Annotated in this window: 15 protein-coding genes; 5 read left to right on the forward strand and 10 right to left on the reverse strand. The window is 68.0% G+C overall.

Annotation, left to right across the window (positions count from 1 at the left end; translation table 11 throughout):
* Positions 1–3: 3 nt before the first annotated feature.
* The 3 genes from JW364_RS15530 to JW364_RS15540 form a co-directional block, all read right to left on the reverse strand.
* Positions 4–2,538, reverse strand: a complete 2,535-nt coding sequence (locus JW364_RS15530; protein WP_205334026.1) for an FHA domain-containing protein — start codon at positions 2,536–2,538, stop codon at positions 4–6.
* A 117-nt stretch (positions 2,539–2,655) separates the two neighbouring features.
* Positions 2,656–4,473 (reverse strand): proteasome ATPase, encoded by a 1,818-nt coding sequence (gene arc, locus JW364_RS15535; protein WP_205334020.1) that lies wholly within the window; start codon positions 4,471–4,473, stop codon positions 2,656–2,658.
* Between the two features lie 201 nt (positions 4,474–4,674).
* On the reverse strand, positions 4,675–5,505 hold the full coding sequence (locus JW364_RS15540) for a tRNA (adenine-N1)-methyltransferase (protein ID WP_159370771.1): 831 nt from the start codon (positions 5,503–5,505) through the stop codon (positions 4,675–4,677).
* A 203-nt stretch (positions 5,506–5,708) separates the two neighbouring features.
* Here JW364_RS15540 and JW364_RS15545 point away from each other — a divergent pair, with 203 nt between their 5' ends.
* Together JW364_RS15545 and JW364_RS15550 are read left to right on the forward strand one after the other, a co-directional pair.
* Positions 5,709–6,593 carry a RecB family exonuclease gene (locus JW364_RS15545; protein ID WP_205334021.1) on the forward strand — a complete coding sequence of 295 codons (885 nt, stop codon included), beginning with the start codon at positions 5,709–5,711 and terminating at the stop codon, positions 6,591–6,593.
* A gap of 67 nt (positions 6,594–6,660) precedes the next feature.
* Positions 6,661–7,506, forward strand: coding sequence for a thioesterase family protein (locus tag JW364_RS15550; protein ID WP_205334022.1), 846 nt, complete (start codon positions 6,661–6,663; stop codon positions 7,504–7,506).
* 78 nt (positions 7,507–7,584) lie between these two features.
* On the opposite strand, the gene hisG is transcribed toward JW364_RS15550, so the two are convergent.
* The 5 genes from hisG to JW364_RS15575 form a co-directional block, all read right to left on the reverse strand.
* Positions 7,585–8,430, reverse strand: coding sequence for an ATP phosphoribosyltransferase (gene hisG, locus JW364_RS15555; protein WP_058250425.1), 846 nt, complete (start codon positions 8,428–8,430; stop codon positions 7,585–7,587).
* Positions 8,431–8,519: 89 nt separating this feature from the next.
* Complete coding sequence (locus JW364_RS15560) at positions 8,520–8,783, reverse strand: phosphoribosyl-ATP diphosphatase (RefSeq protein WP_014926729.1); 264 nt, start codon at positions 8,781–8,783, stop codon at positions 8,520–8,522.
* Positions 8,780–9,535, reverse strand: a complete 756-nt coding sequence (locus JW364_RS15565; protein ID WP_374100839.1) for an HAD family hydrolase — start codon at positions 9,533–9,535, stop codon at positions 8,780–8,782. Before JW364_RS15565 ends, JW364_RS15560 begins: the two co-directional genes overlap by 4 nt.
* Positions 9,532–10,332, reverse strand: a complete 801-nt coding sequence (locus tag JW364_RS15570) for a helix-turn-helix transcriptional regulator (protein ID WP_058250424.1) — start codon at positions 10,330–10,332, stop codon at positions 9,532–9,534. Before JW364_RS15570 ends, JW364_RS15565 begins: the two co-directional genes overlap by 4 nt.
* 64 nt (positions 10,333–10,396) lie before the next feature.
* Entirely contained in the window at positions 10,397–10,867 is a 471-nt protein-coding gene (locus JW364_RS15575; RefSeq protein WP_165630102.1) for a CinA family protein, read from the reverse strand.
* A gap of 118 nt (positions 10,868–10,985) precedes the next feature.
* Between JW364_RS15575 and JW364_RS15580 the strand changes: the two genes are divergently transcribed.
* Positions 10,986–11,717, forward strand: a complete 732-nt coding sequence (locus JW364_RS15580) for an alpha/beta fold hydrolase (RefSeq protein WP_240199145.1) — start codon at positions 10,986–10,988, stop codon at positions 11,715–11,717.
* Positions 11,718–11,753: 36 nt separating this feature from the next.
* Here JW364_RS15580 and JW364_RS15585 read toward each other — a convergent pair whose 3' ends face one another.
* Positions 11,754–13,184 (reverse strand): MFS transporter, encoded by a 1,431-nt coding sequence (locus tag JW364_RS15585; protein WP_078112411.1) that lies wholly within the window; start codon positions 13,182–13,184, stop codon positions 11,754–11,756.
* Positions 13,185–13,323: 139 nt separating this feature from the next.
* On the opposite strand from JW364_RS15585, the gene JW364_RS15590 reads away from it, so the two are divergent.
* Positions 13,324–14,247, forward strand: coding sequence for a manganese-dependent inorganic pyrophosphatase (locus tag JW364_RS15590; RefSeq protein ID WP_078112410.1), 924 nt, complete (start codon positions 13,324–13,326; stop codon positions 14,245–14,247).
* 216 nt (positions 14,248–14,463) lie between these two features.
* Positions 14,464–16,086 (forward strand): HNH endonuclease signature motif containing protein, encoded by a 1,623-nt coding sequence (locus JW364_RS15595; RefSeq protein ID WP_205334023.1) that lies wholly within the window; start codon positions 14,464–14,466, stop codon positions 16,084–16,086.
* Between the two features lie 231 nt (positions 16,087–16,317).
* Here the strand turns inward: JW364_RS15595 and JW364_RS15600 are convergent.
* A partial coding sequence (locus tag JW364_RS15600; RefSeq protein WP_205334024.1) for an ATP-binding protein occupies positions 16,318–16,772 on the reverse strand: 455 nt, incomplete at its 5' end.

Here is a 16,772-nt window from a genome sequence, read left to right on the forward strand (position 1 = left end):
GGGTCACCGCTTCTTCAATCGCAGCCGCGAATAGGTGAAGGCGAGCAGCAGCGCGCTGATCACCGCGAGCACCCCGTAGGCGAGTGCGGTGTGCGCGACCGATGTCTCCCACAGCGTGATGCGCTGCGGCGCGGCCACATTGATGTTGTAGAGGTCCACGCTGCCGGCCGCGGCGACATACCCCCAGAACGACGGGAAGATCCACGACAGCTGTTCGAGTCCGATGCCGTCGAGTTTGAACAGGCCGCCGCAGAACACCAACTGGACCATCACGACGATGACCAGCGGGGGCATGACCTGCTCGTTGGATTTGACCGCCGACGAGATGGCGAGACCGACGAGCGTGCTCACGCAGGCGAGGACGGCCACCGCGACGAGCAACGCCAGCGGCGGCGGGAGGATCGGACCGCCGAAGTCGGGCAACCCCCGACCGGCGAAGGTGATGCCGACCATGATGATCGTCTGCAGCACCGCGGCGACGAAGAACACCACGATCTTGGCGAAAAGGTATGCGCCGGGCCGCAACCCGACGGCGCGCTCGCGTTCGAAGATGTCGCGCTCCCCGACGAGATCGCGCACGGTCAGCGCGGCCCCCATGAACGCGGCCCCGACGACGAGCACGACGAGGATCTGGATCGCCTCCGCGCCGTCCTTCGGTGGCGGCGCGTTCGGGATCACCTCGAGGCGGGCGAACCCGCTCGAACCCGGGATCACCAAGGTGAGCAGGCCGAGCACGACGGGTAGCAGCACGAGGAAGACGAGATAGCCGACGTCGGCGAAGATGAGCCGTACCTGGCGTCGGGCGATGGTCGACGACTGGCGGGTGAAGCTCGTGTGCGGCACCGGTATCGGCGGACCGGGGGGACGCTGGGGCGGCGGCGGATTCGGCGCTCGGCGGTGCCGGTCAAGGTACCGCATGTGTGCGGTGTCCGGCTGATCGGCGACGTACGCGAAGATCTCTGCCCAGTCGGAGGTGCCCATCTCCCCCTCGACCTGTCCGGGCGGGCCGCAGAAGGACGTCTTGCCGCCGGGCGCCAGCAGCAGCACCTGGTCGCACATGGACAGATAGGTCAGCGAGTGCGTGACCACGAGGACCACACGCCCGGCGTCGGCGAGCCGGCGGAGGGTGGCCATCACCTGGCGGTCGAGTGCGGGGTCGAGACCGGAGGTCGGTTCGTCGAGGATGAGCAGTGACGGACCCGTCAGCAACTCCATCGCGACCGACGCGCGCTTCTGCTGGCCGCCGGACAGCTTCTCCACGCGGGTGTCGACATGCTCGGTCAGCTGCAGCTCGCTGAGCACCCCGTCGATGACCCGGTCCCGATCGGCCTTCGAGAGGTCGGGTGGCAGGCGCAGTTCCGCAGCGTAGCGCAAGGCCTGCCGGAGCGTGAGCTTGTGGTGCAGGACGTCCTTCTGCGGCACCATGCCGATGCGGGTGCGCAGAGCGTCGTATTCGGCGTGGACGTTGCGGCTCTCGAAGGTGACCAGGCCGCTCGTCGGTGAGTTGAGTCCGGCCGCGATCTTCGACACCGTCGACTTACCCGCGCCCGAGGGGCCGATCACCGCGGTCAGCGTGCCCGGACTGGCGCTGAAGTCCACGTCGGCGAGCAGACGCTTCCCGCCGTCCACGACGAGACTCACACCGTGGACGTGGAGGCCGTCGGCGACCGCGGCGCTCTCCTGCCCGCGCATCAGCGTGCCGCCGGACACCACGAAGTCGCTGTTGCCGATGGTGACGACGTCGCCGTCGGTCAGTTGCGCGCTCGACACCCGCCGGCCGTTGACGAAGGTTCCGTTGACGCTGCCGAGGTCCTCGATCACGAGGGCAGCCCCGCGGCTGGACACCTGTGCGTGGTGCCGAGACGCCAGGACGTCGCTGACGACGATGTCGTTGTCGGGCGTGCGTCCGATTCGCTGGACTCCGCGGAGCGAGATCGACTCGCGCTCGGGTGTCGGCGCGCCGGGCAGGCGGTAGACCGCCGACACGTTCTGTTGCAGCGCCTGCAGATGCGGCGCGCTCAGGACTTCCCGCGGCATCGGGTCCACTCGGTACTGTCGCCCGCCCGGTGCGTGGGCGGGCATCTGCCCGGAGGCCGGGACGGCCGCGCCCGGGAACCCCGCCGAGCGAGGACCTGACGGCGGGTGGCCCGACTGCATCGGACGCGAGACCGGCGGACCCGGCCGGGACGGCACGCTGCGCCCGGGACCACTCGAGGGCGGTCGGCCGCCGGATGCGGGCACGTCGACCACGAGGTCGACGACCGGACCCGTGTTCACGTCGCCGAGGCGTACCTGGGTCGTACCGGGCACCATGAACTCGGCCATCCGCCGGCCGTTGACGAAGAAGCCGTTGGTGCTGCCGATGTCGACGAGACACCAGGCCGTACCGCGCCACTCGATGGCGAGATGCCGACGCGACACCATCGGATGGTTGATCACGATGTCGTTGTCGGGCTCACGCCCCAGGGTGATGCGCTGAGCGCCGCCGCCCAGTGGATGCGGCGCCCCACCGTCGACGATCACTCGTCCACGCGCCATCGATGTGCTGTTCATCGCCGACAACTCTAGTGCTTGACGGCGCTGTTCACGCGGTTCTGTCGAGCAGACAGCCGACCCCGTGGGAGTCGGCTGTCTGCTCGGTCGAGACCACTGTCGCTACAGGTACTGACCCGTGTTCGTCTCGGTGTCGATGGCCCGGCTCGCGCCCGCACTCTTGCCCGTGACCAGCGTGCGGATATACACGATCCGCTCGCCCTTCTTGCCCGAGATCCGGGCCCAGTCGTCGGGGTTGGTCGTGTTGGGCAGGTCCTCGTTCTCCGCGAACTCGTCGAGGATGGAGTCGAAGAGATGCTGGACGCGCAGACCCGGTGCACCCGTGTCCAGTTGCGACTTGATCGCGTACTTCTTGGCCCGGTCGACGACGTTCTGGATCATCGCGCCGGAGTTGAAGTCCTTGAAGTACATGATCTCTTTGTCGCCGTTGGCGTAGGTGACCTCGAGGAACCGGTTGTCCTCGCTCTCGGCGTACATCCGCTCGACGACCTTCTCGATCATCGCGTTGACACAGGCCGTGCGATCGCCCCCGAATTCGCCGATGTCGTCGGCGTGGATGGGCAGCTCCTCGGTGAGGTACTTGGAGAAGATGTCGATCGCGGATTCGGCGTCGGGACGCTCGATCTTGATCTTCACGTCGAGGCGCCCCGGGCGCAGGATAGCGGGGTCGATCATGTCCTCGCGATTCGACGCACCGATCACGATGACGTTCTCGAGGCCCTCGACGCCGTCGATCTCACTGAGCAGCTGCGGGACGACGGTGGTCTCCACGTCCGAGGAGACGCCCGATCCGCGCGTGCGGAAGATCGAGTCCATCTCGTCGAAGAAGACGATGACCGGCGTGCCCTCCGAAGCCTTCTCGCGCGCCCGCTGGAAGATCAGCCGGATGTGCCGCTCGGTCTCACCGACGAATTTGTTGAGCAGCTCGGGGCCCTTGATGTTCAGGAAGTACGACTTCGCCTCCTTGGCGTCGTCGCCGCGCACCTGCGCGATCTTCTTCGCCAGGGAGTTGGCCACGGCCTTGGCGATGAGCGTCTTGCCACAGCCGGGCGGACCGTAGAGCAGCACGCCCTTCGGGGGACGCAGCTGGTAGTCGCGGAACAGGTCCTTGTGCAGGAACGGGAGTTCGACGGCGTCGCGGATCTGCTCGATCTGGCGGCCCAGGCCACCGATGTCCTCGTAACCGACGTCCGGGACCTCCTCCAGGACGAGATCCTCGACCTCGGCCTTGGGCACCCGCTCGAACGCGAACCCGGCCTTGGTGTCGATGAGCAGCGAGTCGCCGGGACGCAGCTTGCGACGCAGACCGTCCTCACCGTCGACCTCGCCCAGCAGCGGTTCGGCCAGCCAGACCACCCGCTCCTCGTCGGCGTGACCGACGACCAGGGCGCGTTTGCCGTCACCGAGCACCTCGCGCAGCGTGCTGATCTCGCCGACGGTGTCGAACTCGCAGGCCTCGACGATGGTCAGGGCCTCGTTCAGACGCAGGGTCTGCCCCTTGGTCAGCAGGTCGGTGTCGATGTTGGGCGAACAGGTGAGGCGCATCTTGCGGCCCGAGGTGAACACGTCGACGGTGGCGTCGGGGTGCACGTCCAGCAGGACGCCGTACCCGCTCGGCGGCTGCCCCAGACGGTCGACCTCCTCGCGGAGAGCGACGAGTTGCTGTCGGGCTTCCTTGAGGGTGTCGAGCAGCTTCGCGTTGCGTGCGGTGAGGCTGTCCACTCGCTCTTGGAGATCCCCGGCCGGCCGGCCGGCTGCGCCGCGCGCAGACGAGTCCGGGCCGCTCCGCGACAGCGGCGACTCGGAACCGCTCCGCGGCGGGGGCGGAGTGTAGGCGGGGACGAAGCCCTCGTCGGATGCACTGGCGCCCTCGGGAACCGCGCGGTCCCCCAGTGCGTCGTGGCGGTCAGATTCGGTCATTGCTGACTCCTCTCGCCGGCAATCACCCGATCCCTCGATCGGAATGCTCGCGCCGTATCCCTACGCTACCGGCCGAGACGGCGAATCGCCGTCCACCGCGCAATCGCCGGTGTTGACGGTGTGTTAAATGTGCGTCTTCGCAACGTATTCGCGATGTTTCACCGCACAGCTCGGCGACGAGCCGTTGCTCCGCGACCGGGCTCAGCCCTTGCTCGGACGGCGCTGCGGACGCAGTGTGGTGGTGCCGTCGGCAAGGCGCCGGGCCGTGATCAGAAAAGCCGTGTGGCCTTGCATTTTGTGCTCGGGACGCACCGCGAGGCCCACCGCGCTCCACTCGCGGAGGAGCGTCTCCCAGGCCCGGGGCTCGGTCCAGCACTCCTGCTCGCGCAGGGCCTCCATCACCCGGGACAACTGGGTGACGGTCGCCACGTAGACCGTCAAGACCCCGCCTGGTTTCAACACGGTCCGCACGACGTCGAGCGGTTCCCAGGGCGCGAGCATGTCCAGGATGACGCGATCGAACCGTTCGTTCCGATCCACATTCGCCAGATCGTCGACGGTGAGGTGCCAGTTGTCCGGCCGTCCCCCGAAGAAGGTCTCGACGTTGCGGATCGCGTGCTCGGCGTGGTCATCCCGGATCTCGAAGGAGACGACCTCTCCGTCGGCACCGACCGCGCGCAGCAGCGAACACGTCAGCGCGCCGGAGCCGGCACCGGCTTCGAGGACGCGGGCGCCCGGGAAGATGTCGCCCTCGAGGACGATCTGGGCGGCGTCCTTGGGATAGATGACCTGGGCCCCGCGCGGCATCGAGAGCACGTAGTCGACGAGCAGCGGGCGCAGCGCCAGATATTGGGTACCGCTGGTCGCGGAGACGATGCTGCCCTCGGGCGAACCGATGAGGTCGTCATGGGAGATGGCACCGCGGTGGGTGTGGAACTGCTTTCCCTCGTCGAGCAGCACCGTGAACTTGCGCCCCTTGGCATCGGTCAGCTGAACCCGGTCGCCGACGACGAACGGTCCGGTGGTGGGCACTGGTGCTTCCTCTCGTGAACGATCCGAACCCGCGCGACTCGGCGCAGGGGTTCGTGGGCCGTGTGGACGTTACCCGACGAGGTGGGCCGGTCCTGCCTCGTGTCGCTGCGGGGAGGGCGCCGCCCGGGTGGCCGGCGAGCGGACCCGAGTGTCGGGACCTCGGACTGTCGGGCCCGGCGCCTACCCTGCGAAGGGTGAGCACGATGACCGGAGTCGGAGACGCCTCCCCCAGCACGACCCCGACAGGGACCCCGGGCGTCCCCGACCCGGAGGCGCGAGGGATCGTCGGGCGCCCGCTGGCGCTGTCGCCGTCCCGCGCCGCGGACTTCAAGCAGTGCCCACTGCTCTACCGCTACCGTGCGATCGACCGCTTCCCGGAGACCCCCACCACCGCGCAGACCAGGGGCACCGTCGTCCATGCCGCGCTGGAGAATCTGTTCGACCTCCCGGCCGAGCTCCGCACGCAGGACTCGGCCGAGTTGCTGGTCGAAGGCGCCTGGGCCGCGATGTGCGAGGGCGACCCCGAGCTCGCGAAGGTCATCGGCGAAGGTGGCCAGGCCGCGTTCCTCGCCGATGCGCACAAGCTCATCGCCACCTACTACACGATGGAGAATCCGACCGCCTTCGACGCCGACGCGGTGGAGGAACACGTAGAGATCGACGCCGACGACATGCTCATGCGGGGGTTCATCGACCGCATCGACGTCGCGCCGACCGGCGAGATACGCGTCGTCGACTACAAGACCGGGCGGTCGCCGGGTGAGGCGTACGAAGCCAAGGCGTTGTTCCAGATGAAGTTCTACGCGCTCGCGATCCTGCGCACCCGCGGAGTCGTTCCCGCCCGGTTGCAGCTGATGTACCTCTCCGACGGGCAACAGCTGATCTACCGCCCGGACCGTGATGAGCTGCTCCGCTTCGAGCGCACCCTGCGCGCGATCTGGCAGGCGATCCGCACCGCCGTGGCCTCGGGCGACTTCCGGCCGAAGAAGTCGTGGTCGTGCAAATTCTGTGAGCACCGCGCCCGGTGTCCGGAGTTCGGGGGCGTCATCCCGCCGTACCCCGGTCCCCCGGCGGGTTTCGCGGTCTGAGCAGCCCCGACGTCCGCGGGACGCCCCCGCCCCGACCCATTATGTCGGCGGTCATAGAGTGACTCGGGTGGAGAACTCGTACTACGAACCCATCGATGCCCCGTCGGATGCTGCCCGTGACGAGGGCGACTTCGAGTACTTCCGCCCGACCGAGGCGACGCTGAGCGTGTGGTCGCCGACGATGCAGCACGGTGGTCCCCCGTCGGCCCTGCTGATGCGGTCGTTGCTGCGGTGCCAGCCCGACCCGGCTCAGCACTTCACGCGTGTGACCACCGAGATCCTCGGCCCGGTCGGGCTGGGCGTCAACCGGGTCGCCGCCCGGGTCGTGCGGCCGGGCCGCCAGATCAGCCTCGTCGAGACCGAACTGCAGGTGCAGCAGGCCGACGGGACGTTCCGCGCCGCCGCCCGCTCGGTGGGGTGGCGGCTCCGCGTCGCCGACACCGCCGAGATCGCGAACGGTCCCGATCCCCTGACGCCCGGACCGGACGAGTCGAAGGCGGTGATCGGCTTCTCCGACGACAACGGCGAGGCGGTCGACTGGGGCACCCTCGGGTTCATCGGCACCATCGAGTCGGTCCGGGCCGAGGGGCGCAACGGCTCGACTCCCGCGGTGTGGCTGCGGCCGGCGATCCCGCTCGTCGTCGACGAGAAGACCGAAGACCTGGAGTCGATGTTCACCGTCATCGACGTCGCCAACGGGTTGGGCACCCGACTCCGCCCGAATCGGTGGACGTGGATGAACACCGACACCACCGTGCACCTGACGCGCGTCCCGAGCGGACCGTGGGTCGGCATCGACGCCCACATGATCGCCGGTCCGGACGGGTTCGGCAGCACCTTCGCCGACCTCTACGACGCCTCCGGCCACATCGGCCGGTCGGCCCAGACGGTGATGCTCAGCGCGGTGCAATAGCCACAAACCCACCCCTAATCGGCAAACCCACCAGCTCGCAGCTGGTGGGTTTGCCGAAAATGGGTGGATCTGCCTCCGCTAGAACCGGCAGGACCGGATGTCCGTCGCAAGGATGGCCTTGGCGCCGAGCTCGGACAGCTCGTCCATGAGGTTCTGGTGGTCCTTGCGGGGCACCATTGCGCGGACCGCGACCCAGTCCGGGTCGGCCATGGGTGCCACGGTCGGCGACTCGAGGCCCGGCGTGAGCGCCGACGCCCGATCGAGAAGCGAACGGGGGCAGTCGTAGTCGATCATCACGTACTGCTGTCCGAACACCACGCCCTGCACTCGGGCGACGAACTGCCGTTCGGCCTTGGTGAGGTCGGCGTCGCGTCGGGAGATCAGGACCGCCTCGGAATCGCACAGCGATTCACCGAACGCCACCAGGCCGTGCTGGCGCAGCGTGCGACCGGAACCGACGACGTCGGCGATCGCGTCGGCGACACCGAGCTGGATCGAGATCTCGACCGCACCGTCGAGCCGGATGATGTCGGCGGTGATGCCATGACCGGCCAGGTCCTCGCGCACGAGGTTCGGGTACGACGTGGCGATGCGTTTGCCCGCGAGATCGGCCACCGCCCACTGCTGGTCGGCCGGAGCCGCGTAACGGAAGGTCGACGAGCCGAAGCCCATGGCCAGCTGTTCGCCGACCTCGGCGCCGGAGTCGCGGGCGAGGTCACGTCCGGTGATGCCCAGGTCGAGCCGGCCGGAGGCGACGTAGATCGCGATGTCCTTGGGACGCAGGAAGAAGAACTCGACGTCGTTGTTGTTGTCGAGGACCGTGAGGTCCTTGGCGTCGGTCCGGCGGCGATAGCCGGCCTCGGAGAGGATGGCCGACGCGGATTCGGAGAGCGCACCCTTGTTGGGTACGGCCACTCTCAGCATCTCGTTGTCCTTTTCGTGGAGTGCGCCTGCGGGCGCGGGGATGGAGCAGAACTGTGTCGTGTGGACTGTGTCCGGACCGGGTCAACCGGTCACAGATGTCGGTACACGTCCTGCAGCGTCAGTCCCCGCTTGATCATCATCACCTGCAGCCAGTAGACGAGCTGCGAGATCTCCTCGCCGAGCGACTCGTCGGATTCGTGTTCGGCGGCGAGCCAGACCTCACCCGCCTCTTCGATGATCTTCTTGCCAAGGGTGTGGACACCGGAGTCGAGGGCGGCGACGGTACCCGAACCCTCGGGACGGCTCTGCGCCTTGTCGCTGAGTTCGGCGAACAGCTCCTCGAAAGTCTTCACGATTCCTCATTTTTGCATGTGGAGATGCGCGCGAGACCGCCGGTCCATGCACCGGCGACATCGTCGAGGTCCAGCCCGACAAGACTGGTCCGGAAGACGCGCAACCGGCCCGGCTCGACCGGTGCCGCGGACTCGACGACGAGCGTCGGACATCCGGCCGCCGATGCCGCCTGGGCGCCGGTCGGCGAGTCCTCGACGGCCAGACAGTCGGCCGACGGGACACCGAGCAGTTCCGCCGCGCGCAGGTAGGGGTCGGGCGCGGGTTTGCCCACCGCCACCTCGTCGCCGCAGACCGTCGTGGTGAATCGTCCACGCCCGATGGTCTCCAGGGCCACCTCGGTCAACTCCCGCACCGTGTTCGTCACCAGCACCATGGGGATCCCTGCCCCGGCCACCAGGTCGAGTGCTTCGGCTGCGCCGGGACGCCACGGCAGGTCGTCGGCGAACAGTTCGGCGACCCGATCGAGAGTCCAGCGTCCGTCGGCATCGGGATCGCGCTCCGCGGCGGACAGACCGGCCGCGTCATGCACCTTCGCCAATGCGTCCGGCAGCGAGTTCCCGAGAGTGGATTCGCGGAGTTCCGGTGACATGACGATGCCGTGCCGGGCGGCCAGTTCCGCCATCGCGACGTCCCAGATCGGTTCGGAGTCGAGCAGCGTGCCGTCCATGTCCCACAGCACGGCAGCGGGGAGTCGCGCACCCGAGGGTGAGGTGGGGCCGGCGGTGGAGACGGTGGGGGCGGTGTCGGTCACCCCTGCATCATCGCAACCCACCGCTCGGTGGGCTCGTCGGCGGGGTAGAACAGCTCGATGGTCAGCTCCTCGAGGGTGACATCGCGTGGGGAGCCGAACGTCGTGAGGGTGCTGAAGAACGACAGCACCTGGTCGCCGAGGGCGAGCCGGAACGGCACCAGCAACTGCGGTTGTCCCCCGACTCCGGCACGGTCGCGGGCGAGACGTCCGTCGAGTGCGGCGACGGTCGGATATCCCGAGACCTCCCGTTCGAGGTCGGCGAGGCGCGGATCGCCGGTGATCCGCGCCATCCGCCGGAGCAACTCGAGCAGGTAGGTCGCCCACTCGTCGAAGTTGTGCGTGGCCCGCGCGAATCCGTCCGGATGCAGCGACACCCGGAACAGGTTGACCGGTCCGGTCTGCAGTTCGGGCGGCAACAACTCGAGAAGGGTGAGCGCGGTGTCGTTGGCCAGCACGACGTTCCAGGTCCGGTCGAGCGCCATGCCCATGTTCGGGTTGTGGGCGTCGAGCAATCGCTGGACCGACGACCGGACGTGGGCCATCGTGTCCGAGTCGAGCGGTTCCTCGCTGTAGCGGGGTGCGTGCCCGGCAGCGAGGAGCAGCGAATTTCGTTCTCGCAGTGGAACATCGAGCCGCTCGGAGAGCGCCTCGAGCAGCGCCGGACTCGGGCGTGACCGGCCGGTCTCGACAAAACTGAGGTGACGCGGCGACACACCGACCTCGTAGGCGAGATCCAGCTGGCTCAGCGAGCGGCGAGAGCGCCACTGCCGCAGCATGCTTCCCACCTCGACGGTCATGGGGTCATGGTAGGTCCCGGGCGGGAGCGCGGCGACTACCTCACGGGTAACGGTCGTCCGGCGATCAAGACCGCAGACAGGACTCGATCAACTCCAACGAGTGTCCGATCGTCTGGGCGAGGACCTCTTCGGGTTCACCGTCGAACACTTCCCGGGAGGCGCTGACGCGGCCGCGGTGATCCAGTCCGAACCACACCGTTCCCGGTGCCGCCTCGTCGGGTTCGGGACCGGCCTCACCGGTCACCGCGACGACGAGGTCGGCGTCGAACAACCGGGCGGTCGATGCCACCATCGCGCGCGCCGCGGTCTCGCTCACGACCGGCCCCTCGGGCACGTCGAGCAGGTCGTACTTGACGTCCTTGTGGTAGGCCACGACCCCGCCGCGGAACCACGTACCCGCGTTCGGCGCCTTGCTCAGTTCGGTTGCCAGGTTCCCGCCGGTCAGCGATTCGGCGACCGCGATCCGGACGCCTGCTTCCATCGCGGCGTCCGCCACGCGCTTGCAGGTCTCCGAGAAATTACTCACATCCGACATGTGTCGCTCCCTTCGTGTCCGCGTCGACCATCACTGGTTGGTATCCACAGGGCCTCGCCTCGAAACGACTACCTGGTAGGTAGTGGTGCCGGCGGCGTGCGTGCGAGACGTTGGTGACATGACCCGCATCGAGAACGACCGCGTTCGCACACGGCACACGACGGTGTTGATCTCGCCGGCGATGGGAGTGCCGGCGCGTGTGTACCGGCGCTTGACGGAGGCCCTGAGCAGAGCCGGATTCGACGTCGCGATCGTCCCTCGGCGAGGGATCGAGGACGGAAGCGAGACACCGTCTCGACGTTCCGACTGGTCCTATGCCGACGAGGCGGACGACCTGGCCGACGCCGTGACCGCCGCCCGGACGGAAACCCCGGAGACGAGGGTCCTGGTGCTCGGTCACAGCCTGGGTGCACAGCTGGCGGCGTTGGTGGCGTCACGGACCGATCGTGCTCCCGACGGGATCGTGGCGATCGGCGCCTCGGTCCCCCACTTCCGACACTACGGCGCACGCGGGATCCCGCTCGCCGCACTGGCCGCGTCGGTGACGCCGGTCGCGGCGGTGCTCGGCCGGTGGCCACGACGCGGCTTCGGCGGTCCGACGCCGCGCACGCTGATGCGGGAATGGGCGCGCATGGTGCTGACCGGGTGGGCGCCGTTTCGCACTCGACTCCCGAATGCGGTTGCCGGCGTTGTCGATCCGGCTGCACGACGACGAGGTCGTGTCCGGCCGCGCCGCGGACGCCTACGACGCGGCGTTCGACAAGGACGCGATGTCGACACTGTGTTACCGGGCCTCCGACGGTCCGGCCGGGGGCGTCGCGACGCACCTCGGATGGACGCGGACGCCTGATGGGATCGTCGAGCTGATCGCGCGATGGTGGGAATCTCACGCCGTCCAGGAGCCCGATCGGGACTCGACGCGGTCGCGTGTGCGCACGGCGGTTCGTTCCGCCCAGGCGCCGGTGGCGAGATAGGCCAGCACGGCGATCGCCACGCCGCACAGCGTCACCACCATCCAGAACGGTCGTGCGGTGGCGCTCAGGTCGTCGGCCACCGTTCCCACCCGTCCGGAGAACGCGATGGCACCGGACACCGCCACGCCCAGCGCCGTCCCGACCTGGCGCCCGGTGGACGCCATGGCGGAGGCGAGTCCCGCCTGGGTTCGCGGCATGCCCGACACCGCGGCATTCGTGATGGGCGCGTTGACCAGTCCGAAGCCGATGCCGAACCCGAGGTAGGCCGCGCCGAGGTAGGTGAACGGGGTATCGGATCCGACGCCGAGGAGCAGCACTCCGCCCGCCGCCATCCCGATCCCGCCCGCGAACAGTGGCGGCCGGGACCCCCGCGCGGCGACGAGGCGTCCCGAGACCGGCGCGCAGGACGCGGCGGCCAGAGCCAACGGGATCAGCATCAGACCCGCGCCGAGCGGACTCAGTCCGCGGACTTCTTGCAGGTACAGGGTGTTGACGAACAGGAACCCGCCGGTCGCCGCGAACGCGATGACCGCGCACACGACCGCGACGGTGAACGGCACACTGCCGAAGAACCGCGGGTCCAGGAGCGGCTCGTCGCGGCGCAACTCGTAGCAGATCAGGACCACAGACGAGCACGCAGCGACCGCAAAACAGCCGACGATGACGCCGGACCTCCAGCCCAGCACATGCCCTTCGATGATCCCGAACGTCACGGTTCCCAACAGCACGAGGATCAACAGCTGACCCACCACATCGGCCCGTCGAGGCTGTGGCGCCCTCGACTCGGGGACGTACCGCCGGCTGAGAACGAGGGCGAGCACGCACACCGGGACATTGAGCACGAAGATCGCCTGCCAGCCCAGGCCAGAAACCAGCGCACCACCGACGACCGGGCCGAAGGCCAGACTCGCCCCGAATGCGCTTCCCCACAACCCGATCGCCCGCGCACGCGCCTTCGGCTCGGTGAACTCAGTGGTCACGATCGACAGGGCCACCGGGTTCAGCATCGAGCCACCGACCGCCTTGACAGCCCGGGCCGCGATGAGCACCTCCGGTGTCGGCGACACCGCGCAGAGCACCGACCCGGTTCCGAAAATCGCGAGGCCGACCCCGAAGATGCGTCTGCGACCGAGCCGGTCGCCGGTGGTGCCACCGAGGATGAGCAGGCTCGCGACGACCAGCGTGTACGAGTCGACCACCCACTGGAGCTGAGACGGCGTGGCGTCGAGATCGGCGCCGATCGACGGCAGCGCCACGTTGACCGCGGAGATGTCGAGGCCGACGAGGAACATGCTCAGGCAGCAGACGACCAGGATGACGCGTCGACGCCCGGTCGTGGACATGGGGCCAATGTAGAACCCCGACCCCGGGCGCGGGCGCCGACCCGGTGAGGATCATGCTCACGGGGAACGAGACCCGCGAGGCGCCGGGATCGTCGTAGTCTGGGCCCACGCGCACCGCCGAGGAGAAAGCCGAGGTCCCATGTCGAAGATCCTGGTGTTCGGACACCGCAACCCCGACACCGATGCCATCGGGGCGGCGATCGGCCTCGCCCACCTCGAAGCCGCGCTCGGCAGCGATGTCGAGGCCGTTGCCCTGGGCCGACCGAGTCTCGAAACCACCTTCGCACTGGAGCATTTCGGACTCGACGCGCCGCGCGTCATCGAGACGGCCGCGCCGGCGAAGGTCATGCTCGTCGACCACAACGAGCGCCAGCAGAGCGTCGCCGACATCACCGACGTGACCGTCCTGAAAGTCATCGACCACCATCGGATCGCCAATTTCGAGACGGCAGCGCCGCTGTACATGCGCGTCGAACCGGTCGGATGCACCTGCACGATTCTCACCCGGATGTACGCGGAGAACGGGGTCGAGATCCCGCGTCCGCAGGCGGGCATCATGCTGTCGGCGATCATCTCCGACACCCTCTTGTTCAACTCCCCCACCTGCACCGACGCCGATCGCGCCGCTGCCGCCGAGCTTGCCGACATCGCGGGCGTCGACGTCGACGAGTACGGCGACGCGCTTCTACGGGCCGGGACCGCGCTCGGCGACGAGCCGGTGTCGGCGATCATCGGACGGGACTCCAAGAGCTTCGACATGGGGCCGAAGACGGTACGGGTCTCGCAGGTCACCACGGTCGACTCCGCCGAGATACTCGACCGTCGCGACGAGTTCCTGACGGCAATGACCGCCGAGAAGGAGGCAGCCGGCTACGACCTCTACCTCCTGCTCATCACCGATGTGATCAAGGCCGACTCGGACCTGCTCGTGGTCGGCGAACCCGCCTCGGCCATCGAGCAGGCGCTGGGTGTCACCGTCGCCGACGGCCACGCCTTCGGCAAAGGCGTCGTCTCGCGCAAGAAGCAGATCGTCCCGCAGTTGACCGAAGTGCTGGACGTCTGAGCGGTCTCTGGCCTCCCCGCGCACATCCGCAGCCGAGAGAGGACTCGTAACAACAAAATTCGAGGACAACCCAAACCGGCGCCCCATCTACCACAACGCACCGACAAGTTGTCGCCGACGAATACCGTTGCACAACAGACACTTTCGAGTTGCGAGATGCCGACTGTGGTGTACACTCGAACGTACATTCGCGGCTACGGTTCTTGGGGGGTGGCCATGTCTGACGGATCAGCGACGCCGCAGCCGCGTGCCGTCGAACTGGTGGCCGACCTCCACCGCATCGTGGACGAGTTGCAGACGGTCGACCTGGGGCCGTGTACCGATGCCGAGTTGGCCGAAGTGGCAGCCGATACCGAGAAAGCGATCGCACGGTTGACTGTTGCTGGTGACCGGCAGATCGATCAGGTCGAGGCCCGCGACCTGCCCCGCAAAGCCGGGTGCCGAACACTCATGCAGTACATGACCCACCGGCTACGCGTCTCCAACCCGATGCGACGCCGTAAGCAGATGGACGCCACCGCCACCCGCACCAGCCTCGGCGGCGAGGTCCTACCACCTGAACACCCCACCCTGGCCGAAGCGTTCGCCGCAGGAGCGGCCGGTTCCGCGCACGTGCAGGCCGCCCTCGATGTCCTCGACCAGATCCCCAACGCCGTCGCACACGATGTGAAAGTCGCGGCTGAACGGCAGATGGCGGAGATCGCCGTCGACCACACACCCGCCGACATCACCCAACTCGGTGCCCGGTTGCTGGCTCATCTCGACCCCGACGGCACATTGGCTGATGACACCGACCAGAAACGACGCCGCAACTTGTGGATCGGCCGCCAACGCGCCGATGGCACCGCCAAGATCTCCGGCACCCTCACACCCGAACTCGCCGCCCGGTTGACGATGATGTTCGCCGTATGGGGCAAACCAGGACTCAATAACCCCGACGACCCCCACTCACCGTCCGGACCCGTCGGCACCGCCGACCCCGACGCCCTGACAGCCGCGGCCGACCGTGACAGCCGCACTCCCGCGCAGGTCAACCACGACGCCCTCGACGCCGCACTCGCCGCCGGATTCGCCGACGGGACCCTTGGAAAGTCGCACCGCGGGTTGCCCGTGCAACTGATCATCAAAGCCGACCTCAACGACCTCATCCGCGAAGCCGGACTCGCCACCACCGCCACCGGCACCCTGCTTCCCATCCGGGACTTGATCGCGATGGCCGGTGAGGTCCAGCCGTGGTTGGCCATCTTCAAAAACGCCACCGCCGTCCCCCTGCACTTCGGGCGCGGGAAACGACTCGCCACCCGCGAACAACGCCTCGTCTCGTTCGCCCGCCCTGACGGCGAAGTGTGCTCGGCGCCCGGGTGTGATCAGCCCGCCACCCACGTCGAGCTTCATCACGCCCAGAAGGACTGGGCCAAGGGTGGTCTCACCGACATCGACGATCTCGCCCCAGCCTGTCCCCGTCATAACCGCATGGTCGGCGACAATCCCGGCCAGTACACCACCCACATCGAACGCTCTGGACCCGATGAAGGCCGCTGCCTCTGGCGACTCAACGCCGAACCCGGCGCACCACCCAACCCCGAACGCCTCAACCGCCGACCCGACATCCCGCGGCGATTCACACAACACCTGAACACCGTGCGCGAGCAGATCCACGGGCCACCAACGCGGTCCGGCGATCACGCGCGCCCGAACAACCGGCACCACGACGACGCGCGTCGATCATGGTCGAGAACCAGCCACGTCATCGACGTGAGACCACCCCGACCCGGCCAACGACAGCTCCGACCCTCCCTCGTCGAAGCATTCCTAGCCGAGTACCTCGCACGCAACTGACTGCGCTACAGCGCAAGAGGACCCGTCGTAGCTCGTCGACCTCCTTCGTCCCTTGCTCGGCCCGGCGGCTATCGCTCCTCATACCTCAGTGTCTGCGGCCTGACGGCCGTCGTGGACTGCGAAAGAACCCGTTGCGCTCGGCGCGAGCCCAATCACTGCTCCCTGTGTCAACGGCCAGTTTGATGTCCCCGCTGGTGGCCAGGTGAAAGTCCCCACCCTGTGCGGGATGTTCTAGGTGGGTGGCACCTCCGTTCGGTGTGTCATGCGGTAGGAGTCGCCGTCGGTGATGACGATGGTGGCGTGGTGCAGGAGCCGGTCGAGGATGCTGGCGGCGGTGGTGTGTTCGGGCAGGAATCGTCCCCATTGTTCGAAGGGCCAGTGGCTGGCGATCGCGAGTGATCGGCGTTCGTAGGCGCCTGCGACGAGTCGGAACAGCAGTTGGGTGCCGGTGTCGTCGAGTGGGGCGAATCCGATCTCGTCGAGGATGATCAGGTCTTGGCGCAGTAGGGTGTCGATGGTTTTACCGACGGTGTTGTCGGCCAGCCCGCGATACAGGGTCTCCACGAGGTCGGCGGCGGTGAAGTACCGCACTTTGTGCCCGGCGTGCACTGCGGCGATCCCCAGCCCGATCAGGGTGTGGCTCTTACCGGTCCCGGCCGGGCCAATCAAGGCCAGGTTATGTTGAG

This window comes from Gordonia sp. BP-119 (assembly GCF_016924115.1).
GTDB lineage: Bacteria > Actinomycetota > Actinomycetes > Mycobacteriales > Mycobacteriaceae > Gordonia > Gordonia hongkongensis.